25 protein-coding genes are annotated in these 25,734 nt (G+C 71.5%); 15 read left to right on the top strand and 10 right to left on the bottom strand.

Going from position 1 to position 25,734, the window contains the following annotated elements:
- The first annotated feature begins 43 nt into the window (after window positions 1-43).
- The 5 genes from ACFQBR_RS28000 to ACFQBR_RS28020 all read left to right on the top strand — a co-directional run bounded on the left by ACFQBR_RS28000 (window position 44) and on the right by ACFQBR_RS28020 (window position 4,990).
- On the top strand, window positions 44-733 hold the full coding sequence (locus ACFQBR_RS28000; protein WP_344178042.1) for a TetR/AcrR family transcriptional regulator: 690 nt from the start codon (window positions 44-46) through the stop codon (window positions 731-733).
- Window positions 734-907: 174 nt separating this feature from the next.
- Window positions 908-1,411: an NUDIX hydrolase gene (locus ACFQBR_RS28005; protein ID WP_344178044.1), complete on the top strand. Its 504-nt coding sequence runs from the start codon at window positions 908-910 to the stop codon at window positions 1,409-1,411.
- Between the two features lie 245 nt (window positions 1,412-1,656).
- Window positions 1,657-2,730, top strand: a complete 1,074-nt coding sequence (locus ACFQBR_RS28010; protein WP_344178046.1) for a CPBP family intramembrane glutamic endopeptidase — start codon at window positions 1,657-1,659, stop codon at window positions 2,728-2,730.
- Between the two features lie 143 nt (window positions 2,731-2,873).
- Window positions 2,874-3,476, top strand: a complete 603-nt coding sequence (locus ACFQBR_RS28015; RefSeq protein ID WP_344178048.1) for a dihydrofolate reductase family protein — start codon at window positions 2,874-2,876, stop codon at window positions 3,474-3,476.
- Window positions 3,477-3,754: 278 nt separating this feature from the next.
- Window positions 3,755-4,990, top strand: coding sequence for an epoxide hydrolase family protein (locus tag ACFQBR_RS28020; protein WP_344178051.1), 1,236 nt, complete (start codon window positions 3,755-3,757; stop codon window positions 4,988-4,990).
- A gap of 88 nt (window positions 4,991-5,078) precedes the next feature.
- Here ACFQBR_RS28020 and ACFQBR_RS28025 read toward each other — a convergent pair whose 3' ends face one another.
- On the bottom strand, window positions 5,079-5,582 hold the full coding sequence (locus ACFQBR_RS28025; protein WP_344178053.1) for a CGNR zinc finger domain-containing protein: 504 nt from the start codon (window positions 5,580-5,582) through the stop codon (window positions 5,079-5,081).
- A 107-nt stretch (window positions 5,583-5,689) separates the two neighbouring features.
- Here ACFQBR_RS28025 and ACFQBR_RS28030 point away from each other — a divergent pair, with 107 nt between their 5' ends.
- Together ACFQBR_RS28030 and ACFQBR_RS28035 are read left to right on the top strand one after the other, a co-directional pair.
- A complete protein-coding gene (locus tag ACFQBR_RS28030; RefSeq protein WP_344178055.1) occupies window positions 5,690-6,559 on the top strand; it encodes an alpha/beta fold hydrolase in 870 nt (289 codons plus the stop codon).
- 440 nt (window positions 6,560-6,999) lie between these two features.
- Window positions 7,000-7,293 carry a hypothetical protein gene (locus ACFQBR_RS28035; RefSeq protein WP_344178057.1) on the top strand — a complete coding sequence of 98 codons (294 nt, stop codon included), beginning with the start codon at window positions 7,000-7,002 and terminating at the stop codon, window positions 7,291-7,293.
- A 135-nt stretch (window positions 7,294-7,428) separates the two neighbouring features.
- On the opposite strand, the gene ACFQBR_RS28040 is transcribed toward ACFQBR_RS28035, so the two are convergent.
- The 4 genes from ACFQBR_RS28040 to ACFQBR_RS28055 all read right to left on the bottom strand — a co-directional run bounded on the left by ACFQBR_RS28040 (window position 7,429) and on the right by ACFQBR_RS28055 (window position 12,116).
- Window positions 7,429-8,511: an MBL fold metallo-hydrolase gene (locus ACFQBR_RS28040; protein WP_344178060.1), complete on the bottom strand. Its 1,083-nt coding sequence runs from the start codon at window positions 8,509-8,511 to the stop codon at window positions 7,429-7,431.
- Window positions 8,512-8,593: 82 nt separating this feature from the next.
- Window positions 8,594-9,688, bottom strand: a complete 1,095-nt coding sequence (locus ACFQBR_RS28045) for an NAD(P)-dependent alcohol dehydrogenase (protein ID WP_344178062.1) — start codon at window positions 9,686-9,688, stop codon at window positions 8,594-8,596.
- 182 nt (window positions 9,689-9,870) lie between these two features.
- Window positions 9,871-10,974, bottom strand: a complete 1,104-nt coding sequence (locus tag ACFQBR_RS28050; protein WP_344178064.1) for a Gfo/Idh/MocA family protein — start codon at window positions 10,972-10,974, stop codon at window positions 9,871-9,873.
- A gap of 170 nt (window positions 10,975-11,144) precedes the next feature.
- A complete protein-coding gene (locus tag ACFQBR_RS28055) occupies window positions 11,145-12,116 on the bottom strand; it encodes an aldo/keto reductase (protein ID WP_344178066.1) in 972 nt (323 codons plus the stop codon).
- 138 nt (window positions 12,117-12,254) lie between these two features.
- On the opposite strand from ACFQBR_RS28055, the gene ACFQBR_RS28060 reads away from it, so the two are divergent.
- Entirely contained in the window at window positions 12,255-12,908 is a 654-nt protein-coding gene (locus ACFQBR_RS28060; protein WP_344178068.1) for a MarR family winged helix-turn-helix transcriptional regulator, read from the top strand.
- A gap of 61 nt (window positions 12,909-12,969) precedes the next feature.
- On the opposite strand, the gene ACFQBR_RS28065 is transcribed toward ACFQBR_RS28060, so the two are convergent.
- The gene (locus ACFQBR_RS28065; protein WP_344178070.1) at window positions 12,970-13,356 is read right to left on the bottom strand and encodes a winged helix-turn-helix transcriptional regulator; all 387 of its coding nucleotides are present in this window, start codon (window positions 13,354-13,356) and stop codon (window positions 12,970-12,972) included.
- Between the two features lie 202 nt (window positions 13,357-13,558).
- Here ACFQBR_RS28065 and ACFQBR_RS28070 point away from each other — a divergent pair, with 202 nt between their 5' ends.
- The 3 genes from ACFQBR_RS28070 to ACFQBR_RS28080 all read left to right on the top strand — a co-directional run bounded on the left by ACFQBR_RS28070 (window position 13,559) and on the right by ACFQBR_RS28080 (window position 17,979).
- Window positions 13,559-16,333 (top strand): AAA family ATPase, encoded by a 2,775-nt coding sequence (locus ACFQBR_RS28070; RefSeq protein ID WP_344178072.1) that lies wholly within the window; start codon window positions 13,559-13,561, stop codon window positions 16,331-16,333.
- Window positions 16,334-17,041: 708 nt separating this feature from the next.
- Complete coding sequence (locus tag ACFQBR_RS28075) at window positions 17,042-17,647, top strand: hypothetical protein (RefSeq protein WP_344178074.1); 606 nt, start codon at window positions 17,042-17,044, stop codon at window positions 17,645-17,647.
- 77 nt (window positions 17,648-17,724) lie between these two features.
- Window positions 17,725-17,979, top strand: coding sequence for a hypothetical protein (locus ACFQBR_RS28080; RefSeq protein WP_344178076.1), 255 nt, complete (start codon window positions 17,725-17,727; stop codon window positions 17,977-17,979).
- 208 nt (window positions 17,980-18,187) lie between these two features.
- On the opposite strand, the gene ACFQBR_RS28085 is transcribed toward ACFQBR_RS28080, so the two are convergent.
- The 3 genes from ACFQBR_RS28085 to ACFQBR_RS28095 all read right to left on the bottom strand — a co-directional run bounded on the left by ACFQBR_RS28085 (window position 18,188) and on the right by ACFQBR_RS28095 (window position 19,924).
- The gene (locus ACFQBR_RS28085) at window positions 18,188-18,613 is read right to left on the bottom strand and encodes a VOC family protein (RefSeq protein ID WP_344178160.1); all 426 of its coding nucleotides are present in this window, start codon (window positions 18,611-18,613) and stop codon (window positions 18,188-18,190) included.
- A 153-nt stretch (window positions 18,614-18,766) separates the two neighbouring features.
- On the bottom strand, window positions 18,767-19,264 hold the full coding sequence (locus ACFQBR_RS28090) for a hypothetical protein (protein ID WP_344178078.1): 498 nt from the start codon (window positions 19,262-19,264) through the stop codon (window positions 18,767-18,769).
- A gap of 345 nt (window positions 19,265-19,609) precedes the next feature.
- The gene (locus tag ACFQBR_RS28095; RefSeq protein WP_344178080.1) at window positions 19,610-19,924 is read right to left on the bottom strand and encodes a hypothetical protein; all 315 of its coding nucleotides are present in this window, start codon (window positions 19,922-19,924) and stop codon (window positions 19,610-19,612) included.
- A gap of 1,102 nt (window positions 19,925-21,026) precedes the next feature.
- Here ACFQBR_RS28095 and ACFQBR_RS28100 point away from each other — a divergent pair.
- Window positions 21,027-22,235: a methyltransferase domain-containing protein gene (locus ACFQBR_RS28100; RefSeq protein WP_344178084.1), complete on the top strand. Its 1,209-nt coding sequence runs from the start codon at window positions 21,027-21,029 to the stop codon at window positions 22,233-22,235.
- A gap of 190 nt (window positions 22,236-22,425) precedes the next feature.
- On the opposite strand, the gene ACFQBR_RS28105 is transcribed toward ACFQBR_RS28100, so the two are convergent.
- Window positions 22,426-23,100, bottom strand: coding sequence for a TetR/AcrR family transcriptional regulator (locus tag ACFQBR_RS28105; RefSeq protein ID WP_344178087.1), 675 nt, complete (start codon window positions 23,098-23,100; stop codon window positions 22,426-22,428).
- 184 nt (window positions 23,101-23,284) lie between these two features.
- Between ACFQBR_RS28105 and ACFQBR_RS28110 the strand changes: the two genes are divergently transcribed.
- The 3 genes from ACFQBR_RS28110 (at window position 23,285) to ACFQBR_RS28120 (ending at window position 25,649) form a co-directional block, all read left to right on the top strand.
- Window positions 23,285-23,728 carry an ester cyclase gene (locus ACFQBR_RS28110; protein WP_344178089.1) on the top strand — a complete coding sequence of 148 codons (444 nt, stop codon included), beginning with the start codon at window positions 23,285-23,287 and terminating at the stop codon, window positions 23,726-23,728.
- Between the two features lie 41 nt (window positions 23,729-23,769).
- On the top strand, window positions 23,770-24,696 hold the full coding sequence (locus ACFQBR_RS28115) for an oxidoreductase (RefSeq protein WP_344178092.1): 927 nt from the start codon (window positions 23,770-23,772) through the stop codon (window positions 24,694-24,696).
- Between the two features lie 74 nt (window positions 24,697-24,770).
- Window positions 24,771-25,649: a patatin-like phospholipase family protein gene (locus ACFQBR_RS28120; protein ID WP_344178094.1), complete on the top strand. Its 879-nt coding sequence runs from the start codon at window positions 24,771-24,773 to the stop codon at window positions 25,647-25,649.
- The last annotated feature ends 85 nt before the right edge of the window (window positions 25,650-25,734 follow it).

Raw genomic sequence — 25,734 nt, forward strand, 5'->3', positions numbered from 1 at the left:
TCAATGTGTGTGAAGTTTAAGTGTGCGGCCCTAGGATGGGGCCATGCCCAGCTCGCAACGCCGCCGACCGACGACCCGCAAGGGCCGCCCCGTGCTCACCCGCGAAATCATCGCGACCAAAGCCTTGGAGATGGCCGGCGCACAGGGGTTCCGCGCGATCACGATGCACGCCCTGGCCGCCGAACTCGGGGTGACCGTGCGGGCGTTGTACAACTACGTCGAGAACCGCCGCCAGGTCATCGACCTCACCGTCGACCTCATGCTCGACGCCTGGAACCCGCCCCCGCTCGACCCCGGGACCTGGGAGGACTCGGTAGCCGCCTACGCCCGATCACTGCGAGCGCTGTACCGGCGCTGGCCCCGCGCCCTGCTCGTCGCCGTCGACGAGGACACCCCGCCGACCTCGGTCCACCCCAACCGGCTGACCAACCTCGACCGGTTCCTGACACTGCTGCGCGACATCGGCCTCGACACCACCGCCGCGCTCGACGTCCACCGGCACCTGTCCCTGCTCGTGTTCTCCTTCGCCCTGATGGTCGACCACCCCGCCGACCGCACCACCACCGCGAACCGACCACTCATCCCCGCCCCCTGGCTGGAGGAACACACCGACCTCGACATCCCCACCCTCCGCGAAGCCGCCGCCCTCCCCACGCCGAGCCCGGACGAACAGTTCCAGGCCCTGATCGCCTTGATCACCACACAGGTCAGAAGCCACCTCCACAGTCGGTAACCGGGTTGCTGCAAGGAACGCACCGCGTACGAGGGATGGCGCGGTCTCGTCACAGGCCGGGGCGTTAGAGGGCCTGGACCGGTGGCTGGACGCCGGGAACGAATCCGGCGGGGGCCGCACCGTCTCCACGGCGGCCCCGGCCGCCGGCGAACGGCCCCGTGTACGGTCTGCGGCATGACAGCAGAGGAAGCGAAGGCCCCCAGGCCCCGGGTGCAGCTGGTCATCGGCATCGTCCGCCAGGGCCACGAGGTCCTGCTCGTGCGGGAGAGCCTCGGCAGCGGCGGCGAGATGCGCTGGTCACTGCCCGGCGGCGGGGTCGAGGACGGCGAGCTCATGCACGAAGCCCTGCGCCGCGAGCTGCGGGAGGAGACCGGGCTGTTGGTGGGCGACCCGGTGAGGACCGCGTTCCTCATGCACATCGACTCCGAGGAGCACCCCTCCGCAGTGGCCGCAGCCTTCGAGATCGACGAGTGGTCGGGGGACATCGCCCCGCAGGACGACGACATCGAACACGCCGCCTTCTTCCCCCTGCCCGACGCCCTGAAGCTGCTCGGCGAACTGGACAGCGCGACACAGCGGGAGCCCATCCTCGGCTACCTGACCGGGGCCGTCGCGTCGGGGGCCACCTGGCTGTACCGCAACCGGGGCACGCAGGAGAGGCTTGTCGCCCGCTGGTGACGCCAGACCGCATCCACTGTCGTCTTCGCGGCTGCCAACGGTCGCGCGGCCTCGCGCACGGCACCCCGTGAACCGGCGTCGCGTTCCGGGACCGCACCCGGTGCCACGACGGCGGCGGACCCGGCCGCTCCGCCGGTCACCGCGACCGCGCATGACATCTGTCATCCCGGGCCCGTGCGGAGCGCAGAGGTATCCCGTGACCGGTGGCACTCGGTTGTGGGCGCACCCCGAAATACGTTCGTGGCATGTACCGCAACGATGACTTCTCCACCCCCCTTCCACCCTCGCGACCGGCCGCCGAGCCGTTCCGCACGGCGTGGGACGGCGGTGCGGGGCAGGCCCCGCCGCCCCCGCCGCCCGGGGAGCCCGCCCACTCCGCGCCGACCCCTGGGCGCCGCGGTCCGCGGGCGGTTCCGCCGGGCGTGGAGTACCACCGCGTGCTCGCCGGGGACAAGCGCCGCATCGGTCGGGGCGTCCTCGCGATCGTGCTCCTGGTGGCGGGGCTGTTCGTCTTCAGCTTCGCCTTCGTCCAGGCCGCCACCTTCCTGGACACGCGGATGGGCAACACCAACCCGGCGGCGGGCGGCACCGACTACACACCGCTCTACCACGCCGCGGGCATGCTCTCCCTCGCGCTGCTCATCCCGTGGAGCATGCTCCTCCAGCGGTGGCTCTACGGGGTGAGGGGCGCCTCGCTGCACTCGGTGGTCTCGGGCTTCCGGTTCGACGTGTTCGGCCGGGCCCTGCTGTTCATCGGTCCCGCCTGGCTGGTCGCCGTGTTCGTCATGAACGTCTCGATGCCCATCGAGCAGACCTACTGGCCGGTCGCCGACCTGGTCGGCGTGCTGATCGGCACCCTCCTGCTGACGCCCCTGCAGTCGGCCGGCGAGGAGTACGGGCTGCGCGGCCTCGTCTTCCGGGTCGCCGGGAGCTGGAGCCGTGGACCGCGCACCGGGCTGGTCCTCGGCGTCCTCGTCTCCAGCCTGCTGTTCACGACCGTCCACGGCGCGGACGACCCGTGGATCAACCTCTGGTACTTCACCCTCGCCGTCAGCCTGGCCGTCATCACCTGGCGCACCGGCGGCATCGAGATCGCCGTCGTCGTCCACGCCCTGCTCAACACGCTCACCTTCCTCATCGTCACCGCTCTGCACTCCGACATCGGCAGTGCTGTCACGGACCGGTCGGTGGGCACAGGGTCGGCCGTCCTTCTCGTGCCGAGCGTCACCGTCGCCGCGATCGCGGCAGTGGTGTGGCTGCGCACGCGCAGGTCGGGACCGGCGCTCACCCCTTCCGACCCGCACCCCGTGCGGGTCTGACGGGGCGACGGCGGCCATGGGCGCACGGCCGCCGGCCGGCGTCGGCGGGGCCCGTCGACGTCTCCCTCTCCCGAACGCCGATGACCTTCTGTCCGGGGCCCGGTCTACAAAGACGGATACAGACGGATCGACGGGAGCAACTCATGGGACAACTGGTCGTGGTCGAGTTCGTGTCGCTGGACGGCGTCATGCAGTCGGTCCTCTCCGCGGACGAGGACCGGGAGGGCGGGTTCGACGGGGGCGGCTGGGTGCTGCCCTACGTCGACGACGTCGTGGAGCGGGTCATGAGCGAGGCCACGGCCGGAGCCGGCGCTCTGCTCCTCGGCCGCAGGACGTACGAGATCTTCGCCGGAACCTGGCCGTACGCGGACATGGACGATCCCGCCGTTGCGGCGATGAACGCGATGCCCAAGTACGTCGCCTCACGCACCCTCGAGGAGCTCGGGTGGGCCAACTCCGTCCTCCTCGGCGCAGACCTGGTGGCGGAGGTCGGCCGGATCAAGGCCGAGACGGAGGCGGAGACCGTGGTGCTGGGCAGCGGTGACCTGCTCCGGACGCTGGTCGGGCACGACCTCGTCGACGAGTACCGCCTGCTGGTCTTCCCGCTCGTCCTGGGCAGGGGCAAGCGGCTCTTCGCCGAGGGCACGGCCCCGCGCGGCCTGGCCCTGGCCGCCACACGGTCGACACCGTCCGGAGTCCTGATCAACACGTACCGCCGCGTAGGGGAGAGCGGCCCCGCCGCCTAGGCCCGCCGGCTTCGGCTCGTGCGGAGAGGGGCTTCCACCCTGATGGGAGCCCCTCGCCGGACATGCGGGCGCGCGGCCGTCGTCGCGTCCCCTCACGGAGCGGCACGGACGTGGTTGGATTGGCGGCGCACCTTCGCGCCGGAACGTCCTGTTTCGTCCGGCGCTCGCCGTGCCGCCGCCCTTCGACCGCCCGCCGACGGGCCGGGCGGCCGGAGCGCCCTGGCGAGAGGCCGTCCCGGCCCGCTGCCCGACGGCACACCCCCGTGAGGAACCACGCGATGAGCACCCCGCCCGCCTTCCCCCTGAAGCCCGTTCCGATCCACGTCGGCGACGAGGTCCTCGACGACCTGCGCGCCCGCCTCGCCTCGACCCGCCCGCCGCTGGACGAGGGGAACGGGGACTGGTCCTACGGCGTTCCCGACAGCTATCTCCGCGAGCTGGTCGCCTACTGGCGGGACGGCTATGACTGGCGCAAGGCCGAGGCCGCCATCAACGTCCACGAGCACTACCGGGTGGACGTCGCCGGTGTCCCGGTGCACTTCATGCGCAAGCCCGGCCGCGGCCCGCGGCCGATCCCGCTGATCCTCACCCACGGCTGGCCGTGGACGTTCTGGCACTGGTCGAAGGTGATCGGTCCGCTCGCCGATCCGGCCGCGTTCGGCGGTGACCCTGAGGACGCCTTCGACGTCATCGTGCCCTCCCTGCCCGGCTTCGGCTTCCCCGGTCCGCTCACCGGCTTTCCGGACGTCAACTTCTGGAAGGTCTCCGACCTCTGGCACACCCTGATGACCCGGACCCTGGGGTACGCGAAGTACGCCGCCGGGGGCTGCGACATCGGCGGGATCGTCTCCAGCCAGCTCGGCCACAAGTACGCCGACGAGCTGTACGGCATCCACATCGGCTCCGGGCTGCCGCTCGACTTCTTCAACGGCCCCCGAGCCTGGGACTTCGCCCGCAACCGGCCCCTCACCGACGACCAGCCGGCCGATGTCCGCGCCCGGATCGTCGAGATGGACCACCGCTCGGCGAGCCACCTCGCCGTGCACATGCTCGACGGCGCCACCCTCGCCCACGGGCTGAGCGACTCACCCGCCGGACTGCTCGCCTGGCTGTTGGAGCGGTGGAACGCCTGGAGCGACAACGGCGGCGACGTCGAATCCGTCTTCACCAGGGACGACCTGCTCACCCACGCCACGATCTACTGGGCGAACAACTCCATCGCCACGTCGATGCGCTACTACGCCAACGCCAACCGCTACCCCTGGACGCCCTCCCACGACCGCACCCCGGTCGTGCAGGCTCCGGTCGGCCTCACCCTCGTCACCTACGAGAACCCGCCCGGCGTCCACACCGCCGCCGAACGCGTCCGGGCGTTCAGGAACGGCCCGCAGGGCGACTGGTTCAACCACGTCAACGTCAACGCCCACGACCACGGCGGCCACTTCATCCCCTGGGAGAACCCCGAAGCCTGGGTGGACGACCTGCGCCGCACCTTTCACGACATCAGGCCCTGACCGGCCTGCGCGGGCTCCCGGACGGACGGTCGGGAGCCAGGCCGGCGGGGGAGTGCGCGTAGTCCGACCGGCCCCTCCCGTTCGTCTCTCAGGCCCCCGGATCCTGGCGGACGCGCTCCTGGTGGCGACGGGCCTTCAGGCGGTTGCCGCAGGTCTTCATCGAGCACCAGCGGGCGGTGTTGGCGCGGCTGCGGTCCAGGAGGAAGAGGCGGCACTCGTCGTTGCCGCAGGGGCGCAGTCGGCCGGGCCTGCGTGCCCGGACCTCGTACCAGGCGAGCACCAGCTCCACCGCGAGCCTCCGTTCGGGCGGCCCGTGCAGAGGCCACCGCAGCTCCTCCCGGCCGACCTCGGGGACCCGGTGGGCGCCGGCGAGGATCCGCCGCAGCTCCGTCTCGGGCAGGGGACCGCGGGTGGCGGCCTGGACCGCGTCCCTGGCCGTCCGCAGCCAGTCGAGCGACGGCGCCTCGTCCGGGCCGCCGTGCTCCTGCGCCCACCGCCGCAGCGCGGCGTCATCGGCCCACAGGTCCCGCGGCCGGCCGTCCACCACCGGGGTGCTGTTCAGCGCCTCCAGCAGCGCCTGTTCGTCGATCACGACCGCCCACCTCCCTGCCTAACCCTCTTGGTTCACTTGACAGGTTACCTCGAATGGGGTCCACTGTGGGTGCCGATAACCACCAAAATGGATTGATAGGGTTAGTCATGGTCGAGGTCCGCCACCAGTACGCCACCGTTCGAGGGCACCGCGTCTTCTACCGGGAGGCCGGCCCCCGCGAGGCGCCGGCCCTGGTGCTCCTGCACGGTTTCCCCACCAGCTCGCGCATGTTCCGCCACCTGATCCCGCGGCTCGCCGACCGGTTCCGCGTCATCGCCCCGGACCACCTCGGGTTCGGCCACTCCGACACCCCGCCGGCCGACACGTTCGGCTACACCTTCGACGCGCTCACCGACATCACCGAGGCGCTCCTGGCCGAGATCGGCGTCGACCGCTACGCCGTCTACGTGCAGGACTACGGCGCCCCCATCGCCTGGCGGCTCGCGCTCCGCGCCCCGGAGGCGGTCACCGCGGTGGTCTCCCAGAGCGGCAACGCCTATGAGGAGGGCTTCGTCCCGCAGTTCTGGGCGCCCCTGTGGGCCTACGCCGAGGACCCGGGGCCCGGGACGGAGCCGGCGGTCCGCGCCGCACTGGGGCCCGACGCCGTCCGCTGGCAGTACCTCCACGGCGTGGACCGCCCGGAACTGGTCGACCCCGACACCTGGACGGCCGACCACCGCGACATCAGCCGCCCCGGCAACGACCTCGCGCAGCTCGCCCTCTTCCGCGACTACGCCGCCAACCGGCCCCTGTACCCGCGGCTGCACACGTACTTCCGGGAGAGCCGCGTCCCACTCCTGGCCGTATGGGGGGCCGGGGACCTCATCTTCGGCCCCGACGGTGCGCGCGCCTTCGCCCGGGACCTGCCGGACGCCGAGATCCACCTGGTGCCCGGAGGCGGCCACTTCCTGCTCGAGAGCCACCTGGACACCGTGGTCGGCCACATGCGGGACTTCCTGGGCCGCACGCTGCCGTGACCAGGGCGGGTCTGACGCCGCGGCCCCCGGCGCGGGCTGTGACGCTCCTCGGCCCCCGGGCGGCCACGGCGGCCGGCGCCGCCCGGACACCCGCCGTGCGTGCCGGCGCCCCCCGGCGCGCACGGCAGGGAACGCCCGTGCCAGGGCCGCGTCCGGGGCGGGACAGTGGCGCGCCCCCGCCGGTGAGGCGGGAATCGGAGTTCTCCTGCGCCCGCCGGCCTCCCCGGTGAGGATGGGGCCATGACCCTCCCGCGCCCCCTCCTCGCCCCGGCCGCACTCCTCGCCCTCGCCCTCACCGCGTGCGGCGGACAGGACACGGCCCCCGACCCTGAACCCTCTCCCACCGCCGACGCCTCGACCCCCCCTCTCCCGAGGGCCTGTCGCAGGAAGCCCTGGAGCAACAGGAGATCGACACCATCTCGGCGTGCACGCACGCGCGCATGGCCGCGGAGTCGTGGGACGTGGCCGCCGGTGTGGAGCCGGCGGAACCCGGTGTGGACGTCGACAGCACCATCACGTCCTTGACCGAGCTGGGCGACCTCTACGCCGGGACGGCTGCCGATTTCCTGACAACGGCGACCCCGGAGGCCCGGGAGGCGGTGGCCGACCAGGCTTCACCTCAAGGAATGGTGGCGGTCCTACGCGAGTGGTGCCTGGACACCGGGGTCATCGACGAGGAGGGGGAGCCGATCGACCCTCCGCCCGGGTACGAGCCCCCTTCCGAGGCGGAGTGACCCGGCCCCTCGCGCAGGAGGGACGTGGCCCGTCGTCCCAGGAAGACGACCCGCTCAGGGGAAAGCCCGCCCTTCACACCTGTGGAGGACGGGGCTTCTTCGCGTCCAACCGCACACCTGTCGTGCACGGCCGCGTCAGGTCTGGAAGGGCGGGGGGTTGGTCCCGCGCATGCGGTAGTCGGGGCGGGGCCGTTCCAACCGGATCGACTCCAGCACGGTGTAGGCGTGGTACTTGGTCTGGGTGGTGGCGCCCGCCAGGCGCTCCCACCACAGCTGCCCGTTACTGGTCCGCTTCTCCAGGACGTGCCGGGTGGTGTAGTTCGCCATGGAACTGATCCAGTTCTCCGTGCCGACGAAGACCCTGTCCTGGCCGGCGCCGGCCAGGATGCCGACCAGCACGTCGGAGCCGCTGAACCGCTCGACCGCCGCGGTGGCCCCTTCGAGCACGTCGGCGAAGTACTCCACACACAGCTCCACCTGCTCACGGGTGCCGTAGTGCATGTGGTGCCCGCCGACGAAGAAGTCGAAGTCGTACTCGAGGATCTGGGAGTGCGCCTCGTACCAGCCGGAGATGTTCTGCGAGGCGTCGCAGTGCATGAACGTCACGGAGCCCGGGCTCAGGATGTCCACGGCGGTGAGCACCTTCTGCCGGGGGGCGTAGACGAAGATGTTCCCCGGGCAGTGGTTCTCGCCCTTGTAGGACAGGTGCAGCTCCACGCCGCCCACGTCGAGGACGTAGTCGTTCTCGAACGTGCGCGTCGGCACCGGGCGCTTGGGGTCGGGGAACCGCTCCAGGAGTTCCTTGGTGATGCGGTGGGCGACGATCTCGACGTCGGGACCGAACACGGAGGCCGCGCCGATGTGGTCGGCGTGCCAGTGGCTGTAGACCACGTGGGTCACCGGTTGGTCGGTGACCTCCTCGATCGCCGCCAGCATGTTCTCGCCCAGCGTCGGCGGCGCGTCGATGGCGACCACGCCCTCGCCGGTCACCACGAACGCGGCGTCGTAACCGGCGCTGGTGACCCAGTAGAAGCCGTCGCGCAGTTCCTCCACGTGGTAGCCGTACTTCTGGAAGCGCTCACTCTGCAGATACGGGGGGTAATATCCCTTGGGGTCGGAGGGGTCGTCCTCCCCGACCCGGGGGAAACCGTAGTGGTCGATGCCGTAGAAGTCCGGGGCGCTGTCGGCGGTGATGGTTTTCTGGCCGCTGGGGCACATGGATGAAATACCTTTCCTTGCTCTTCGCTCTTGTGGAACATGCGATCCTCGGCGCGGCGCACGACCGGCCGCGCTGTTCCGGTCACGTGAACCGCAGGACCGCCTTGGTGATCCGACCCGAGCCCGCGTCGTCGAACGCGGTGTTGATGTCGGTGAAGTCGTAGAAGGACAGCAGCCGGTCGATCGGGAACCGGCCCGCCCGGTAGAGTTCGGCGAGTTCGTCGACCAGCAGCGGCGAGACCGCGTCGCCCTGGATGATGCCTTGCAGCGACTGGCCCATCGTGAGCCGGCCCGCGTCGACCACCGCGCCCCCGCCCTCGTGGAAGGCCACGAAGCCGAACCGCCCCATGGGCGCCAGCGCGCCGACACCCGCGTCGAGGTTCTCCGCCCGGCCGCTCGTGTCCAGGACGTACTCCATGCCGCGCTCCTGGACCGCGCGGAGCTCGGCTGCCAGGTCCCCGACCAGCCCGGGGTCGACGGTGTGGGTCGCTCCCAGTTCGCGCGCGAGTGCGAGCCGGTCGGCGTCGACGTCGACCGCCACGATGACGGCCGCACCCGCGACGCGCGCCGCCATGACCGCAGCCAGGCCCACGGCGCCCACGCCGAACACGGCGAGGGACGCGCCCACCGGAACGGCGAGGGCCTTGAGCACGGCCCCGGCGCCCGTCTGCAGACCGCAGCCCAGCGGGGCCATGACCTCGAGGGGCAGGTCGGCGGGCACCTTGATGGTGTTGCGCTGGTGGGTGAGGGCGTAGGTGGAGAAGGAGGACTGCCCGAAGAAGTGTCCGCGGGGTTCGGGACCGGTGTCGGGCCCACCGGCGGTGTGCAGCCCGTTCGACCCGTCCAGGCGGGCCCCCGCGAAGTTCGCCGCCCAGACGTCGTCGCAGTAGGCCGCGTGCCCGGAGACGCACGGCTTGCACCGACCGCACGAGTGGTAGGAGAGCACGACGTGGTCACCGGGTGCGACGGAGGTGACGGCGCTGCCCGTGCGTTCGACGATCCCCGCGCCCTCGTGCCCCAGCACCACGGGCAGCGGTGTCGCCATCCGCTGGGCCCGCACGTGGGCGTCGGTCGCGCATATCCCGGTCGCGACCATCCGGACCAGGACCTCGTCGGGCCGGGGTTCCTCGACCTCGACGTCGCGGAACTCGAACGGCCCGTCCTGCTTCTCGATCACGGCGGCCAGCGCGGGTGTGGTCGTACGGCGTTGCCCTCTCACAGGGCCCCGCCGACGCCGAAGCGATCGGGGACAGCATTCATCGACGACTCCTGGAATCGGTGTGGTGCGGGCCGAAAGACCCTCGAGCGGGACTGAACCTACGGCAGCCGTTCGGGTCCGCGAATCGGTCGCCGTATCGGTCACGGCCGCAGGTGCTGCCGGAGGCCGGTGCGCGCGGCCTGTTCCACCCGGGCGATCAGTCGGCTGTTGTGGACGGCGTGTGCGAATCCCGGGGTGTCGTACGTCCCGTTCCTGATGTCGCGGGCCAGAGCGGCGTACACCTCTCCCACGTTGACGGAGGCTCCTGTCCAGACCTCCGCGGCGGTCGGGCCGGTGCCGGTGGCGACGGGGGCGTCGGGCGCCGTGAACTCCGCGCTCGAGGTCAGCGCGAGGTCGCCGACCTGAACACCCGCGGGATGGTCGCCGGTCAGCGCCAGCCAGCCGTCCGTTCCGCGGACCTCCAGACTGAAGCGGGCGTCCGCCGCGGGTACGCCCGCCAGGACCTGCACCCCCACCGGCGCCCCCGAGGCGGTCTTGACGACGGCGTCGAGGTGGTCCGGTGTCTCCCGGACCGACATCTCGCCGGTGTCGGTCAGCCGTACCCGTGGCCACAGGAGTTCGGTGCGCGCGTCGATCTCGGTGACGCGCCCGAGGACCGCCTCGACCACGTCGAGCACGTGGCCCACCGCGATGGTCAGGAAGCCGGCTCCCGCCGCCGCCTTGTCGAAGTACGCGTAGGCGCTCACCGACTCCGGGCCGTTGCCGAACGTCGTCGCGGCGACCCGTGCCGAGAGCAGTCGCCCCAGCCGGCCCTCCGCCACGATCTGCCCGGCGCGGCGCACCGAGGGGTTGTGCCGCCCCTGCAGGCCGATCGCCGTGTGCAGTCGGCCCGCCGCCGCGGCCATCTCCTCGGTCTGCGCGGTGGTCGCGCCCAGCGGGGACTCCGAGTACACGGCCTTGCCCGCCGCGAGTGCCGCCAGCACGAGTTCGCGGTGGGCCGGGACCTTGACGGCCACGGTGACGAGATCGACGGAGGGGTCGCAGATCAGTTCGAAGGGATCGGCGAACCAGCGTTCGGCGCCGAACACCTCGGCAGCGCGGCGCGCACTCTCCTCGCGCCGGGTCGCCACGGCCGCCAACCTGAACTCCGGCTGCGCCGCCAGGGCGGGGACGTGCGACGCCCCCGCCCAACTCGCCTCGGTGTCGGCGCCGATGACGCCGACACGGATCGGGCTGTTCGACATGATGTGCGGTTCCGTTCTTGATGAGCGGCCGGCGTACGGCTGGTCCGTAGGTCCGGTCCGCTGTCGGGGCGCGGAAGTGGTGGGGCCGTCCCGGAGGCGTCGCGCCACCGCCCGGGAGCCGACCGGTTCGGTCGGCGGGCGCGCGGGGCGGTACGCGCCCCGCCGCCTTCTCAGCGGTCGACGGCGGCCATGTCGGCGGCGGCGTGGCGCTCGCCGGAGGCCGGCGCCAGTTCGTTCAACCGGGTGATCTGGGCGCCGGTGAGCCGCAGGCCGTCGGCGGCGGTGTTCTCCTCGAGGCGGTCGGCGCGCCTGGTGCCCGGAATGGGAGCGATGCCTTCGCCCTGCGCGAGCAGCCACGCGAGGGCGACCTGCGCCGGCGTGGCTCCGACCTCCGCGGCGACCCCGCTCACCTCATCGACGATGCGCAGGTTGCGCGCGAGGTTGCCGCCGGTGAACCGGGGGTTGGTACGCCGCCAGTCGTTGGCGTCCAGGCCGTCCAGCGAGCGGATGCCGCCGGTGAGGAAGCCGTGCCCGAGAGGCGCATAGGGGACCAGGCCGATCCCCAGTTCCCGCAGAGCGGGCAGCACGTCGGCCTCGACGTCACGGGTCCACAGCGAGTACTCCGTCTGGACGGCGGCCACGGGGTGGACCGCGTGGGCCCGGCGGATCGTTGCCGAGGCCGCCTCCGACAGGCCGATGTGGCGCACCTTGCCCGCGGCCACCAGTTCGCCCAGCGCGCCCACCGTGTCCTCGACGGGGGTGCCGGGGTCGACGCGGTGCTGGTAGTACAGGTCGATGCGGTCGGTTCCGAGACGCCGCAGGGAGCCCTCCACCGCCGCGCGGATGTTGGCGGGGGTGCTGTCGGGGCCCGGTCGGCCGGTGTGGGAGACGAGGCCGAACTTGGTGGCGACGACGACCTGGTCGCGGCGGCCGCTGATCGCGCGGCCCAGGAGTTCCTCGTTGACGTAGGGCCCGTAGGCCTCGGCGGTGTCCAGATGGGTGGCGCCGAGGTCCACGGCCCGCTGGACGGTGCGGATCGACGCGGCGTCGTCACGGCCTGCTCCGGTGTAGAACGCGGACATTCCCATGACGCCGAGGCCGATGCGCGAGACCTGGAGTCCGCCGAGCGATGTGGTCCGCATGCGGTGGTCCTTCCTGGAGGGGGTCGCCGGTCCGCGGTGGCGCACCTGTGCCGGTGTGCTCCGGGCCGTGCGAACTTGACGCATCAAGTTCTACGTGACTCAACTTGATCCGTCAACAACGGCGGTTAGGATGGGGTCATGGCGAGAATCACGGCGGGGGAGCACGGGTCGGACCGGGACGCGTCCCAGGGGCCGACGACCGAGGGGGCGGAGCCCGGCGAGGATCTCCACGCGGGACGGCCCCCCGCTTCGGCTGCGCGAACGCGGTGGCTGGAGCCCGACGAGTTGGCGGCGTGGCTGGCCAACTCCGCGCTCATGATCAGCCTGCCGGCCGCCCTGGACGCGCGGATGCAGCGCGAGGCCCGGATGACCTTCTTCGAGTACATGGTGCTCTCGGTGCTCTCCGAGCAGCCGGCGCGCACCCTGCGCATGAGCGAGCTGGCCGCGCGCACGTCGGCGTCGCTGTCGCGGTTGTCGCATGTGGCGGGGCGGCTGGAGAAACGCGGACTGCTCACGCGGGCCCGGGTCCCGGGGGCCGGTCGGCGCACCGACGCGATACTGACCGAGGCCGGTTACGAGGCGGTGGTGGCGGCGGCGCCGGGGCACGTCGCGGCGGTCCGCGAGTACCTGATCGACGGCCTGGGGCCGCAGGAGCTCGCGGCGCTGCGCCGTATCGGCACCGCGGTCGAGGCCGCCATCAAGCACGGGCGATCCGAGAGCGGCTCAGCGGCACCGGCTCCCGAGGAGGGAGCGACATCCCGGGCGGACGGTCCCACACCGCCGCACGGGTGACTCCGCCACCCGGTCCCGGACGGCCGGGGGTGGGGGCTCACCGGTCGTCGGTGACGGTCCCTCACTCCCGGTTGTTCTCGATGCTCCACTCGACGAGCGGGTGCAGGACGCGCATCAGCCCGGCACCGCGCTCGGTGGGCCGGTACAGGATCTGCACCGGGGTGGTCGGCACGACCGTCCGGTCGATCAGCCCGTGGGCCTGCAGTTCCCGCAGGCGCTGGGACAGCAGCTGGTTCGAGATGCCGGGAACGTACGAGCGGTACTCGACGAACCTGCGGGCGCCCCGCACGGACGCCAGCAGCACCGAGGCGGTCCACTTTTTGCCCACGATCTCGACCGAGCGCTGGAAGCTGCGGCACACCTCGTCGTCGATGTACTCGAATTCGTCGGCCGCACCACCGTGGGCGGAGGGAGCCGCGGACGTGTCGGTCGGTCTGGATCTGGCCATGCGGGCAGGGTACCGGAGAGGGTCATCTTTGCTGACCGAGTCATGTCTGTTTTGTTGCTGAAGGGAGCTGTTGGGCAGTCTTGGACCATGAACACGCATCCCATCTGTCGGGAATCGCCATGAACCGGGGACACTCGCCGGGACACGGACCGCACCCGCCCGCCGGTGCCGCTCGCGAGCCCCTCACCGCCGATCGAGCGCCATGAAACCGCCGCTTTCCGACACGCACACCGCCGAAGCCGGGGTTCTCCCGGCAACGGCGGAGCCGATCGGCCGCCAGGAGGAGATCGCGGCCCTCGACGGGCTTCTCTCGGGGGCACGCGGCGGTAGGGGCGGCGCCCTCGCGCTGTGGGGCGAACCGGGCATCGGCAAGTCCACCCTGCTGCGCTACGCCCACGACCGGGCCGCGGACTTCGTCCGGCTCGGCCACCGGGCCACCCGGTCGGAGTCGGACCTGCCCTTCGCCGGGCTGCACGGGCTGCTGCGACCGTTGGCCGCGCGGACGGGGTCGCTGCCGACGGACAGGGGCGCGGCATTGCGTACCGCACTCGAAGCGGGTACGGCGTCGGCGAACCCTCTCCCGGTGGGGGCGGCCGTGCTGTCGCTGCTCTGCGCGATCGCCGAAGAGCGGCCCGTCCTCGTCTTGCTGGACGACGCGCAGTGGCTCGACGCAGCCAGCGCGCGGTGCCTGGGAATCCTCGTCCGGCGTGTGGCGGCACATCCCGTGGTGGTGCTGGTGGCCGACCACGGAGACCCGGCCGCCCGGCCGTGGGAGGGCATCCCCGACGTGCGGGTCGAGGGCCTGGCCGAGGAGAGCGCCCGGCACCTTCACGCGACCGTGGCCCCGCGCGCCGACGAGGCCGTGGTGCGGGCGGCGGTCGAGGAAGCGGGGGGCAACCCCCTGGCGCTGCTGGAGTCGGTCGGGTCCGACTGGATCCCCGCCGAGGCCGAACCCCTCCCCGGCCGACTGCGGCCGCCCATCGGACCGCGGCTGTGTCGCGCCTTCCGTGCCGCGATCGAGGTCCTGAGCCCCCCGGCGCGGTTGCTCACCGTACTCGTGGCGGCCGAGGACCACGGTGACCTGATCGTGGTGCGGCGGGCCGGCCGCGCCTTCGGCATCGACGACACCGCCTGGGACGAGGCGGCGGACGCGGGCCTGCTGCGCGTGAGAGGCGACCGAGTGGGGTTTCGCCACCCCGTCGTGCGCAGAGCCGTCTACGAGTGCTGCGGTGCCGCGGCGAGGCGGCGGGCGCACCAGGCCCTGGCCGCCGCGCTGCCGGACGAGGCGGACGAGCACGCCTGGCACCTCGCCTCCGCCGCACACGACCACGACGAGGACGTCGCCGGGCTGCTCGAACGGACCGCTGCCCGCTCCCGGCTCCGCGGTGCCATGGCGGCGGAGGCACGGGCGCTGCGGCGGGCCGCCGAACTCTCCCCGGCGCCGATCGACGCCTCCCGGAGGCTCGCCGGAGCCGCACGGGCCGCCTGGGACGCCGGGTGGGCGACCACCGCGGAGCGCCTGCTCGACGATGCGGAGCGGTTGGCCCCGGGGACCCACATCGCCCGCTGCAGCCTGGGACTGCGGGGTGTCATCGAGTCGTCCCGCGGCGCCCCCGAACTGGCCCACCACTACCTGACCACCGACATGGAGCTGGTCGAGGACCCGGGTACGGCGCTGGAGCTGGGCACCACGGCCATGCGCGCCGGCTGGGCGGCCGGACGCAGCGATCTGGCGGCCGGGGCTCTGGAGTCGCTGCTGGAACTCGACGTCGAGGAGCGGGCCGGGCTGCCCGTCCTCCTGGCCTGGTGGAGCGACGACCCGGCCGCCGACACCGCGCCGGCCGACGCGACCGGTTTCGCCGACGCCCTCTCCCGGGCGCGGAGGACGCCGCTGCGGTTGCTTCCGCCTGCTCCTCTCGCTGTGGTCTGGGGCATCGACACGGCGACGGGGGACGCGTTGCGCCGCCGAGCGCCGCACCTGCGGCGGCGTTTCGAACCGGCCCGGCTCGCCGACGTCCTGGCCCATACCGCGACGCTGGACGGCTTCGCCGGCCGCTGGGCGGAGTCGGAGTCCGCGGCCGAGGAAGGGTTGCGGCTTGCGGAGGACGTGGGCGCCGACCAGATCGCCGCCCACTGCCGCAACTGCCTGGGCTGGCTCGCCGCCGTGCGCGGTGACGAGCACCGGGCCGCCGAGGCCGCCGACCGCGTGCTACGGACCGCGCTCCCCCGGGGAAGCCGTGCGGTGAGCGCGGCGTCCTACTGGATCAAGGGCATGACGAGTCTGTTCCAGGAGCGCCCCGGGGAAGCGCTGGACACCCTGCTGCGCCTGGCCGACCCCGGACACGGCGCGATGCACCCGACCTTCGCGCTGCTGGCCGCGCTCGACACCGCCGAGGCCGCTGTGCACGTGGGACGGCTCGACGTCGCCGAGGAACGGGTGCGGCGGCTGCACGCCTGGGCGCGGCGCACCGGAGCGCCGTGGGCGTGCTCCTCCGCGCACGCCGCCGAGGCACTGTTGGGCGGGCCCCGTGCCGAGGACGCCTTCCGAACCGCGCTCGACGTGCACGGCACACGATCGCAACCTCTTCTGCGGGCCCGCACCCAGCTGTTCTACGGCGAGTGGTTGCGGCGGGGCCGTCGGCGGACCGACGCGCGTGTCCACCTCGGGAGCGCCTTGGAGGTGTTCGACCGCCTGGGGGCCGAGCCGCTGAGCCGGCGCGCGCGGCGTGAACGGGACCTCACCGGCCCCCCGGGCGGCCGGGGGAGCTCCGACGCCGGAGAGGACGTCCGACTCACCGCCCAGGAGCACAGGATCGCCCGGCTGGCCGCTCAGCGGATGACGAACCGTGAGATCGCCGCGAAGCTGCGGATCAGTCACCGCACCGTGGGCCACCACCTCGGCAACGTGTTCGCCAAGCTGGGCATCACCGCGCGGTCCGAGCTGGAACGCACCCACGGCGGCCCGGAGCCGGGTTGAGCCGCGCCGGTGTGTGGGGCTGCCGAAGCCGTTCGCGGGCCGGACGACGCCGGGACGGTGGTCGCCGGGGGTTCGGGCCGCCTCCGGTAGCTCGGGGGGACCTACCGGAGGCGGCGCAGGGGGCACCTTCTCGAACGGGGCGCGAAGGTCTCCACTCCTCGCTCCCCGGTGTCCAGTCGAGTCGCCCTCCCAGGTTTCAGAATTCCGATAACCTGGTTTGCGCGTGACCGGAACTGAGAAACTTGTTCTGATCCGCGCATGGCGTTTTGTACCCGACGTGCCGCGTTTAAAAGCCTACGAACGAGTAGATCTCACCTGTGAACGTTCCTGAACGTTTCTGAACGCCTGGGAATGCGATTCCGACGTGTGGGCGCATCAGACTCATTGGTTCATATTAGGCACTCAATCGGGCATACCCTGTTCTCCCCCATGCCGCTTCCTCCTCGACTTGAGGTACTTTTCCCCACATCGACACCTCACGGGCATCCACCTCTCGATCGCGACGTCTCCGGGGTATCTGTCGCGATTTCTTTCCGCTATGAGCGGGTGTGTTCCGGTCCAGTCGAAGAGGAAAATCCTTCACGAAAGGGTTGTTGAGCCCATGATTCGCTTCATCTTTCACAGGGGCACCACATCCACAGGCACATTGTGCGCCTGCGGCCGGACCGGGGGCACCGCCCCCGTCGCGCACGGGGCGGAGGCCGGCCGATGAACCAGCGGCGCCAGCCCGAGAGCGGCCCCCAGCAGTCCCTGTTCCGCTACCGCCCCGAATACGGCTACGAAGTCGTTCCCGACGCCCTGCCGCGCCGGATCCGCGTGGACGCCGAGGGAATGCTGTGGGGCGAGGTCCCCGTGGTCCCGGTGGTCTCCGTGACGCCCCCGGAGGAGCCCCGCACCCGGACCGGCCGCAGCGTGGAGGTGCTCGTCGTCGGCGAGCGCTCCTCCCACGGTTCCGCGGCCGGGGCGCGCCGTCGGCCGCAGGCCGTGCCGGACCTTCCGGGCCACGACCTCAAGCCCGACCCGCTCCTGGCCGCGACCCCCGCCGAGTTCATCGAGACCATGCGCCGCTACCGGCGGTGGGCGGGGGAGCCCTCGTTCCGGGAGATGAACCGCCGGGTGGAGTTCTGCTCGGCGGCGGCCTTCTGTGCGACGCTGCGCGGTGACCAGCTCCCCAAGTACTCCGTGCTCAACGCGTTCGTGGTCGCGTGCGGAGGGTCCGAGGAGGACTTCCAGCGGTGGGTGACGGCATGGCGGCGCCTGGACCAGAACGGCGAGGAGCGCCCCACCATGATCCTGCTCCCGCCGAAGGACTGACGGTGCGGGGGGACGGGGCCCGTCGGCCCCAGCGGAGAAGGCCCAGGTCTCGCGTGCGAGGAGAGGCAGAGGGACAGGTGTCCGACAACCGGGACGGGGCGCGGGGCCGACGCGCCCGGAAGAGGGCGGAGTGCTGCTCCGCCGAGAACGGTCCGGCCGCCGAGGAGGCCCGGCGGAACACGAGGATGCTCCTGCTCACGGCCTTGGGAGTGGTGATCGCGGCCGCGGCGCTGGCGGTCGGCGTGGGCCAGTGGTACACGTCCGCCCGGCCGACGCCCGGGAGCGACTCCGACCGCTCGACCCTGCAGGTGAACATCACCGTGCAGGAGTGACCGGACACCGTTCCGGGCCGAGCGGCCGGAGCGCCCGCGACCGGCGTGGTGCCCCCTGTGTCCTGCCAGGAAACCCGGGGCACCCCGCCGGGACCCCGCCGGCGGGTGGTGATCGGCAAGGCGTGATCCTATCGGGGATCCGCCGATCGGGTCGGTCGGAAGCGGGAACGCCTGGTCACGCGTTCGCGCAACGGTGCCCGTGCCATCGCTAACCGAGCTGTTCGGCCAACCCGACGATGATCCCCGCGGGGCCGCGGACGTAGCAGAGCCGGTAGCTGTCCCCGTACCGGGCCAGCTCACCGACGAGTTCGGCGCCGTGAGTGCGCAGACGGGCAACGACGTCCTCGATGTCGTCGACGGCGAACATGACGCGATGCATGCCCGGCGTGTTGTGCGGCGGGTTGTGCGGACCGGCGCCGATCGGCGCGGGGGAGTGGTATTTTGCCAGCTCAAGACGTCCGTGCCCGTCTGGGGTGCGCATCATCGCGATGTCGCAGCGGACGCCGTCGAGTCCGACGGTGCGGTCCGCCCAGGGGCCCTCGATCTGCGCTCTGCCCTCTAATTCCATGCCGAGTTCGGTGAAGAAGGCGATGGCGGCCTCCAGGTCGTCGACGACGATGCCGACGTTGTCCATCCGCTGAATCGTCATGGTGGTTCTCCTTCGTCGCGTGGCCCGGCGTGCCCAGGTGTACCCGGGACGGAACCGGCGCCGCGTTCTCGACACCCGGAAACGGGCTGAGTTCCCAGAGGCCTGCCTTGAGACCCTCACCGCTCCCGGGGTGCCTGCCTAGGAGGCGAGGTAATCCAGGGCGAACCCGAGCAGGAACAGCGGGACCGCGATGACGCGTACCGCTCGCTCGAAGCGGGGCCGCTCCAACAGGGCCCCGAAGCCGGCCACCGCGGACGGCCCGTGGAGCAGCAACAGCCAGACGGTGGGGTAGACCGCGAGCACGGCCAGGGCGATGAGGAGGGGCGCCCCCCATCGTCCCGCCACAGCGCTCGGTACGAGTGCGACCGCCACGATGAGCAGCAACAACCCGAGCAGCACCACACCGAGCAGTCCGACGATGAAGTACGGGCCTTCGCGCTCGGTACGAAGGGCGCGCCCCCAGGTCATCAGCCGGGCCGGGCCGATGACGTCCAGGAGGATGGTGGTACCGGCGAGGAACGCGAGCAGTTTCCCGAGTCTGCCCAACCACAGCACGGGCACGCCGTACAGGGTGTGGCCGGTGAGTTGCTGCCCGGACCACCACAGGTTCCAGGCGTCGAGGAGGGAGAGATCCATGCCTCTATGAGACCCCGTTCTGAGCACGACACGGGGTCTCCCACCAGATCCTGCAGTGGTCCTCCTGGACCTCGGGGAGTCGGGGCGGGGTGGTCAGGGTCGTCTTGGCGGCCGGGCGGGCTGAGGTGACCTGCGCCAGAACCCGCCGCGCGGCAGGTTCATCGCGTAAGAGCCTGGGGACACTGCAGCCGCGCACGAGAAAGCCCCGCCTTCCACGCGAGGGTGGAGGGCGGGGCTGGTGTCAGGGGTGGAGCTGGGCGGCCAGGTCGAGCAGGCGCCGCACCTGGGGGGCCACGGCGGACCTCAGCGCGTCGGCTGCCCGTAGCTTCGGGGGAATCAGGCCTTCTAGCATTCCTGGAGGCCGTCGAACCTGCTGGGCCACGGCCACTGGTAGCTCATCCGACCGTTCGCGGCAATCGTTGTGCAGGAGAAATCGGGGCCGTAGGCCAGCAGGACTTTGATACGAAGGTTGTCGTCGCAATCGTTGTACACCGTCAGATAGTCCGTAGCTCCGCTGTCGTTGAGGCTGGTGGTAACGCAGTTGGGGACCGCCGCGGCGGCCTGCGGAGCTGTCTCAGCGGAGACAGGGGTGGACCAAGCCAGAAGCCCGGCCGCCGCCAGCGCGCTGGCGGCGATTGCTGAAGTCGTCTTCCCAAGCATGGCGAAAACTCCTTGTGCCAAAGGTAAACAGGACGAGGACAGCATGCGCGCCATGAGTCGGATCGGCCAAGGCCTCATGAGCGTCCAGGTGTGGCCATGACCGGACGCGGCCACCCTGCGCGGAAGAGGGCTGGAGGAGCTATTCGTCGTCGGTCAGCTCTGCCTGCTCGTGTAGAGCGCGAGACCGTCGCGTGGGGGGCTTCGTGGTCTCAGTCGTCCTTGGCCGGGGGCTGCTCGGTGCGCTCAGGGCACTGAACTGGTGCCTCTCTATGACGGGCTGCGCCAGGCCGAACGCTCCCGAACCCTGTTCACCTGGACGGGCAGAGACCACGTTCAGCGGACCCTCCAGCAGGCCCACGACCAGGACCACGATGACAAGGGGGAGTGTGGGGAAACCGGCCAGCCTGAACACTTCGATGGTGTGCCGGTCCAGCAGTGAGGAGTACCCGGCGAGCGATGACAGCTCGGCCGGGGGCGTGGTCATCAACAGCGCCGCGAGTGCGAGGCCCAGGCTGCAGGACAGAATGGTCCACGGGGGGTAGGTACCTGCGAGCGGGTTCTGCGCCACGTGCCAGACCAGGAGGCCGATGGCGACGATCAGCAGAGCGGCCGCGTTCCACGCTCTGCCCCGGTCCGCAGAACCCGCTCGGCGCCCGTCCGCTGGCGCTTGGGCGGTGGAAACTGTCGGCGCGATACCGCGTCGGGGAGATCTCCCAGGCCCGCATCGCGCAGCCACGCGCGCCGTTCGGCCGGGGGGACCCACCCCGTGGCTCCGGCCTCGCTGCCGCTCCGGTGGACATGGTCCGTGCGTGAGAGGAGTTCGGAGCCGACGGATGAGCAGGCCGAGCTCTCGTGGTGCCGGGCCCTTCCGTGATGTTCCAACCCTCGTTCGCGCCGAAACCACCAGTCCGGTTCCGGCCAACCGTCGTGACGGTACGTGCACGCCGGGCTACCGTCTTCTCAGGACCACCCGAGGAGCGCGCATGGGCAGTCACGGCAAGCCCGACAGCGAGGACAAGAAGGACGGCCCCAAGTGGGAGCAGGACGGGCAGAAGCCCAGTCCCCACGGCGGAGGCGGCCAGAAACCGGGCGGCGGTAAGTAGTGCCTCCCCCCGGCTTCGACGTCGACGAGCGACTGGCCGCCCTGCTGGACCACCTTCAGGAGATCGGCGCGCTCACCGACGAGCGGTGGCGGGCCGCTTTCGCCGAGGTGCCCCGCCACCTGTTCCTCCCCGACCCGATCTGGGCCGACGACGGCGCCCGCGACGACGGGTGGATGGTCCCCGTCGGCCGCCAGGACCCCTACTGGTGGGAGAACGCCTACGCCGACTTCGCCCTGCCCACCCAGGTCGACGACGGCACCCCGGCCGGAGCGGACGGGCGGGGCCGTTACACCACCAGCTCGGCCTCCCAGCCCTCCCTCGTCGCACTGATGCTGGAGGCCCTGCAGGTCGAGGACGGCATGCGGGTGCTGGAGATCGGCACCGCCACCGGCTACAACGCGGCCCTGCTCAGTGCACGCCTGGGCGCGGAGAACGTCACCACGATCGAGGTCGACCCGCACCTGGCGGAGCAGGGCCGCGCGGCCCTGGCCGACGCGGGGTTCAAGCCGACCGTGGTGTGCGGCGACGGCGCCTTGGATGTGCCCGGGGCCGCGCCGTTCGACCGCGTGCTGGCGACCGTGGCCGCCAAGCGCATCCCCTATGCCTGGGTGGAGCAGACCCGGCCCGGCGGCCTGGTCGTCACCCCGTGGGGCAACGACTACGCCGCCACGGTCCTGCTGAGGTTGGAGGTGGGCCAGGACGGGACCGCGTCGGGCCGGCCGATCGGCGAGGCCCCGTTCATGTGGCTGCGCGAGCAGCGCTCGGCGAAGGGCGCCTGGTCCGACCACGTCGACTTCGACGCACCGGTCAGACGATCCGCGACGCAGGTCGACCCGCAGGTCCTCGCCGAACCGTGCGGTGGAGCCGAGTTCGCCGTCGGCGCGATGGTGCCCCACCTGGCGAAGGCCCTCTTCCACGCCCGGGACGGGTCCGGGGAGTACACGCTGTGGCTCTACGACACCCGCGGCTCGTGGGCGTCGGTGGACTTCGTTCCGGGCGCCGCGGAGTACGCGGTCGAGCAGGCCGGCTCCCGCCACCTGTGGGACGAGGCCGAAACCGCCCACCGATGGTGGGAAGCACAGGGAGGCCCCGGCCGGGAACGGTTCGGGGTGAGCGTGGGACCCGAGGGCCACCGGGTGTGGCTCGACGAACCCGCCCGCCCGGTACCGACCCCGCAGGGGCCCAGAACCTGGTCGCACCGATCCTGACTGCAACGTGTTAACGCACTTGTGTGCGAGGTGGGGGAGCCTCGAACGCGAGGAGGCCCGCACCCTGTGAACTGGTCTCCGGTGTCGCGAAACCGTGGCGACGGTACGCACCCTCACCGCCCTGTGACGGCCCGGGCTGCGAGAAGGTTGACGGCCGTGTCGTCCGCGACGTTGCTCCGGCACGGGTGGGTCAAAGGGAGGCGCGGGCGATGGTGCCCGCGGTGAGGGTGGCCAGCATCTCCTGCAGAGCAGTCACGAAGTCCAGCTTGAACGCGGTGAGTGACGGGTCGGCCTGGTAGGCGGCGAGCATCGCCTCGGAGGGGCGGGAGTGCGTCCACACGGCACCGATGGCCATGATCATGGCCGCGATCAGCTGCGGTGCGCTGTTGCCCAGCTCGGGAAGGTGCCGGTGGGCCAACGCCGCTATCTCGGCGACGTTGGCCACGGCCGCGCGCTTGTAGCGGGCGGCCACCTCGGCGGAGACGTTGTGCTCCAGCACCCCCGCCTGCGCGCTCAGCAGGTCGCACAGGACCCGGCGCTCGGCGAGGGAGCCCGCGATGACGGTGGCGAACTGCTCCGTACGCCGGTCCACGGACGCCGCCTGGTCGATGCCGGCGTCGAGGAGGACGGGCAGGTCGGCGATCCACTGCTGCCAGGCACGGTCCAGCAGCTCCAGCAGGATCGCCTCGCGGGATTCGAAGTAGCGCAGCACGTTGGACTTCGCCAGCCCGACACGGCGGCTCAGTTCGTTGAGGCTGACGGCACTGGCGGCCATCTCCTCGAGCATGGTCGCGGTGGTGTCGAGGATGGCCTGGCGCCGTATCTCGCGCTGCTCCTCACTGCGCGCACGCTGGAAGTTCGTCATGTCCCAAGGATACAGACTGCCGGTCTTTTGACATCAGACCACCGGTCCCTTAACTTGGGGGCGCGCCACAGAAGACCTCCTGGCCGGGTATCCGGTCGCCGTTCAGGCTGCTCCGCGCACCACTGTGAGTAGTTTCCTGCTTACACAAGGGGCTGTCGCGGCACCCCCTGAAAGCGAGAACACCATGAGCCCCGCCGCAAGCACCGAAGCGAACATCGCGGTCGTCAGACGCTTCGTCGACGAAGTCGTCAACGGAGGCGACCTCGACACGATCGACGAGCTCTGGGCCGACGACATGATCTGGCGCGGCGGCAGCCTGGGTGAGCACCACGGCATCGACGCCTACAAGAACTTCATGGCGGCCAACGCCGTCGGCGCCTTCACCGGCATGCACCTGGACGTCATCCAGGTCGTCGCACAGGGCGACACCGTCGTGCTGCTGTTCACCAACAGCGGCACCCACACCGGCGCATTCATGGGCACCGCTCCCACCGGCAGGCACGCCCGATGGCTGGGCACCGCCGTGTACCGCATCAAGGACCACAAGATCGCCGAAGCCACCTTCGCCGAGGACATCCTCGGACTGTTTCTCCAGCTCGGCATCACGACCCTTCCGAGCGCCGGATGACCCGCGCGCAGCACACAACGAACAGGCGGAGAGACACAGAGATGAACCACTGGACGCCCGACGACATCCCCGACCAGAGCGGTCGCACGGCGCTGATCACCGGCGGGAGCAGCGGGATCGGGCTCGAGACCGCGCGCGTCCTGGCCCGGCACGGGGCCCGCGTCATCCTGGCCGGACGCAGCCAGGCCAAGCTGGACCAGGCCGCGGAGGCCGTGCGCGCCGCCACTCCCGGGGCCCGGGCCGACACACTGCTGCTCGACCTGTCCGACCTCTCCTCCGTCCGCGACGCCGCCACGCGCATCGCCGAGACCGAGACGGTCGACCTGCTCTTCAACAACGCCGGCGTGATGAACCTGCCCGAGCGCCGGCTGACACGCGACGGTTTCGAGATGACGGTCGGCACCAACCACCTGGGCCACTTCGCCTTCGACGCCCAGGTCTGGCCCGCCGTGCGCCGCTCGTCCGCGCCGCGCGTGGTCACCGTCAGCGCCATCGCGGCGCGGTGGCCGACGGGCAGGCTCGACGACCTGATGAGCGAGAAGGGCTACCGCGCCATGGGCGCCTACGCCAAGTCCAAGCGCGCCAACATCGTCTACACACTCGAACTCGCGCGCCGCACGGCAGCCAGCCCCGTCGAGGCGCTCGTCGTCCACCCGGGGTCGGCGATGACCGGACTGCAGCAGCACGGCAACGACGCTCTGAGCCGCATGGTCACCCCGATCGCCGCGCGCCTGCTCATGGGCTCGGCCGAGGGCGCGGCCTGGCCCTCCCTGTACGCGGCGACCAGCCCGTACGTCACCTCCGGAGAATTCATCGGCCCGGCCGGACGCGACCAGACCTCCGGCACCCCCAAGCCCGCCAAGCTGCCCACGGGCGCCGACGACCCCGCGGAGGGCAGACGGCTGTGGGCGGCGAGCGAGCAGCTCACCGGAGTCCCCTTCCACCCCGGGACCGAAACAGCCCCCTAGACCCCCCGACGGTCGGCACGTGGTGAGCACACACCCTCGACCGACAAACACCCCACCCACGCAAGGAGTTGGACATGAACACCGGACTGATCCTCGGCGGAGGCGGCGTGGTCGGCATCGCCTGGGAGACCGGTGTGCTCGCCGCCCTGTGCGAGCACGCGGGATTCACCCCCTCGGCCTGCTCGGTCGCCGTCGGCACATCGGCCGGAGCCTACGTCGCGACGATGGCCATGGGCGGAGTCGACCTGGTCGAGCGCGCCCGCGCCGAACAGAGCGGCGCCCTGCTCACGTCACCGGCACCGCTCCCCGAACCAACCCCCGGCGCCACCACCGACACCGGTGGCGGCACCAGCGCGGTTCCACCGGACATCATGCGCTTGATGCTCTCCCCCGAAGGACCGGGCATCGATCGCGCCCGCGCCATCGGTCGTCTCGCCATGGCCGCCACACGCGACCTGGACCAAGACGCGGCCGTGCACCTGTTCCGGTCCCTGCTGCCGCTTTCGATCTGGCCGGAGGGCGACCTGCGCATCACCAGCGTGCGCTGTGAAACCGGCGAGACCGTGTTGTGGACACGAAGCGACGGCATTGACCTGGCCACAGCCGTCGCTTCCTCCTGCGCCGTACCCGGCTTCTTCCCACCGGTCCGATTCGACGGCGCCCATTACTGCGACGCCCCCCGCCTCCCCAGCGCCGCCGCACTGGCGGAGGAGAAGAACCTCGACGCCATCGTCTTCATCGGTCCCCGAGCGGGGGCACTCGCCAACGTGGCCGAAGACGCGGAACTCGACGAGCTCGAACGACAGGGTCTACGCATCGTGAGGATCACCGACGGCCCGGACTTCACCGAGGTCGCCGGAGAACTCCTCGACCAACGACTGCGCCCCCGCGCCGCCCGGATCGGCCTGGAGGACGGCCGCAGGGCTGCCCAGCAGGTCGCGGCGCTGCTGTGAGGGGCAACCCACTCGGCTGTCGGAGCAGGGGGTCGTCGTGGAGCGCGGTGCGATCATCCAGTCCCTGGCGGGCCGGCACCGAGCC

The sequence above is a fragment of the Nocardiopsis tropica genome, from assembly GCF_042660575.1.
Taxonomy (GTDB): domain Bacteria; phylum Actinomycetota; class Actinomycetes; order Streptosporangiales; family Streptosporangiaceae; genus Nocardiopsis; species Nocardiopsis tropica.

Excerpts from the sequence above, each read along its gene's own strand:
- ACFQBR_RS28035 (WP_344178057.1), top strand. The coding sequence starts at position 7,000 with ATGGCCGCGGAGTCGTGGGACGTGGCCGCCGGTGTGGAGCCGGCGGAA.
- ACFQBR_RS28095 (WP_344178080.1), bottom strand. The coding sequence starts at position 19,924 with ATGCTTGGGAAGACGACTTCAGCAATCGCCGCCAGCGCGCTGGCGGCG.
- ACFQBR_RS28055 (WP_344178066.1), bottom strand. The coding sequence starts at position 12,116 with ATGCGGACCACATCGCTCGGCGGACTCCAGGTCTCGCGCATCGGCCTC.
- ACFQBR_RS28065 (WP_344178070.1), bottom strand. The coding sequence starts at position 13,356 with ATGGCCAGATCCAGACCGACCGACACGTCCGCGGCTCCCTCCGCCCAC.
- ACFQBR_RS28105 (WP_344178087.1), bottom strand. The coding sequence starts at position 23,100 with ATGACGAACTTCCAGCGTGCGCGCAGTGAGGAGCAGCGCGAGATACGG.
- ACFQBR_RS28050 (WP_344178064.1), bottom strand. The coding sequence starts at position 10,974 with ATGTCGAACAGCCCGATCCGTGTCGGCGTCATCGGCGCCGACACCGAG.
- ACFQBR_RS28115 (WP_344178092.1), top strand. The coding sequence starts at position 23,770 with ATGAACCACTGGACGCCCGACGACATCCCCGACCAGAGCGGTCGCACG.
- ACFQBR_RS28020 (WP_344178051.1), top strand. The coding sequence starts at position 3,755 with ATGAGCACCCCGCCCGCCTTCCCCCTGAAGCCCGTTCCGATCCACGTC.
- ACFQBR_RS28090 (WP_344178078.1), bottom strand. The coding sequence starts at position 19,264 with ATGGATCTCTCCCTCCTCGACGCCTGGAACCTGTGGTGGTCCGGGCAG.
- ACFQBR_RS28040 (WP_344178060.1), bottom strand. The coding sequence starts at position 8,511 with ATGTGCCCCAGCGGCCAGAAAACCATCACCGCCGACAGCGCCCCGGAC.
- ACFQBR_RS28075 (WP_344178074.1), top strand. The coding sequence starts at position 17,042 with ATGAACCAGCGGCGCCAGCCCGAGAGCGGCCCCCAGCAGTCCCTGTTC.
- ACFQBR_RS28005 (WP_344178044.1), top strand. The coding sequence starts at position 908 with ATGACAGCAGAGGAAGCGAAGGCCCCCAGGCCCCGGGTGCAGCTGGTC.
- ACFQBR_RS28015 (WP_344178048.1), top strand. The coding sequence starts at position 2,874 with ATGGGACAACTGGTCGTGGTCGAGTTCGTGTCGCTGGACGGCGTCATG.
- ACFQBR_RS28085 (WP_344178160.1), bottom strand. The coding sequence starts at position 18,613 with ATGGACAACGTCGGCATCGTCGTCGACGACCTGGAGGCCGCCATCGCC.
- ACFQBR_RS28010 (WP_344178046.1), top strand. The coding sequence starts at position 1,657 with ATGTACCGCAACGATGACTTCTCCACCCCCCTTCCACCCTCGCGACCG.
- ACFQBR_RS28120 (WP_344178094.1), top strand. The coding sequence starts at position 24,771 with ATGAACACCGGACTGATCCTCGGCGGAGGCGGCGTGGTCGGCATCGCC.
- ACFQBR_RS28060 (WP_344178068.1), top strand. The coding sequence starts at position 12,255 with ATGGCGAGAATCACGGCGGGGGAGCACGGGTCGGACCGGGACGCGTCC.
- ACFQBR_RS28110 (WP_344178089.1), top strand. The coding sequence starts at position 23,285 with ATGAGCCCCGCCGCAAGCACCGAAGCGAACATCGCGGTCGTCAGACGC.
- ACFQBR_RS28070 (WP_344178072.1), top strand. The coding sequence starts at position 13,559 with ATGAAACCGCCGCTTTCCGACACGCACACCGCCGAAGCCGGGGTTCTC.
- ACFQBR_RS28000 (WP_344178042.1), top strand. The coding sequence starts at position 44 with ATGCCCAGCTCGCAACGCCGCCGACCGACGACCCGCAAGGGCCGCCCC.
- ACFQBR_RS28030 (WP_344178055.1), top strand. The coding sequence starts at position 5,690 with ATGGTCGAGGTCCGCCACCAGTACGCCACCGTTCGAGGGCACCGCGTC.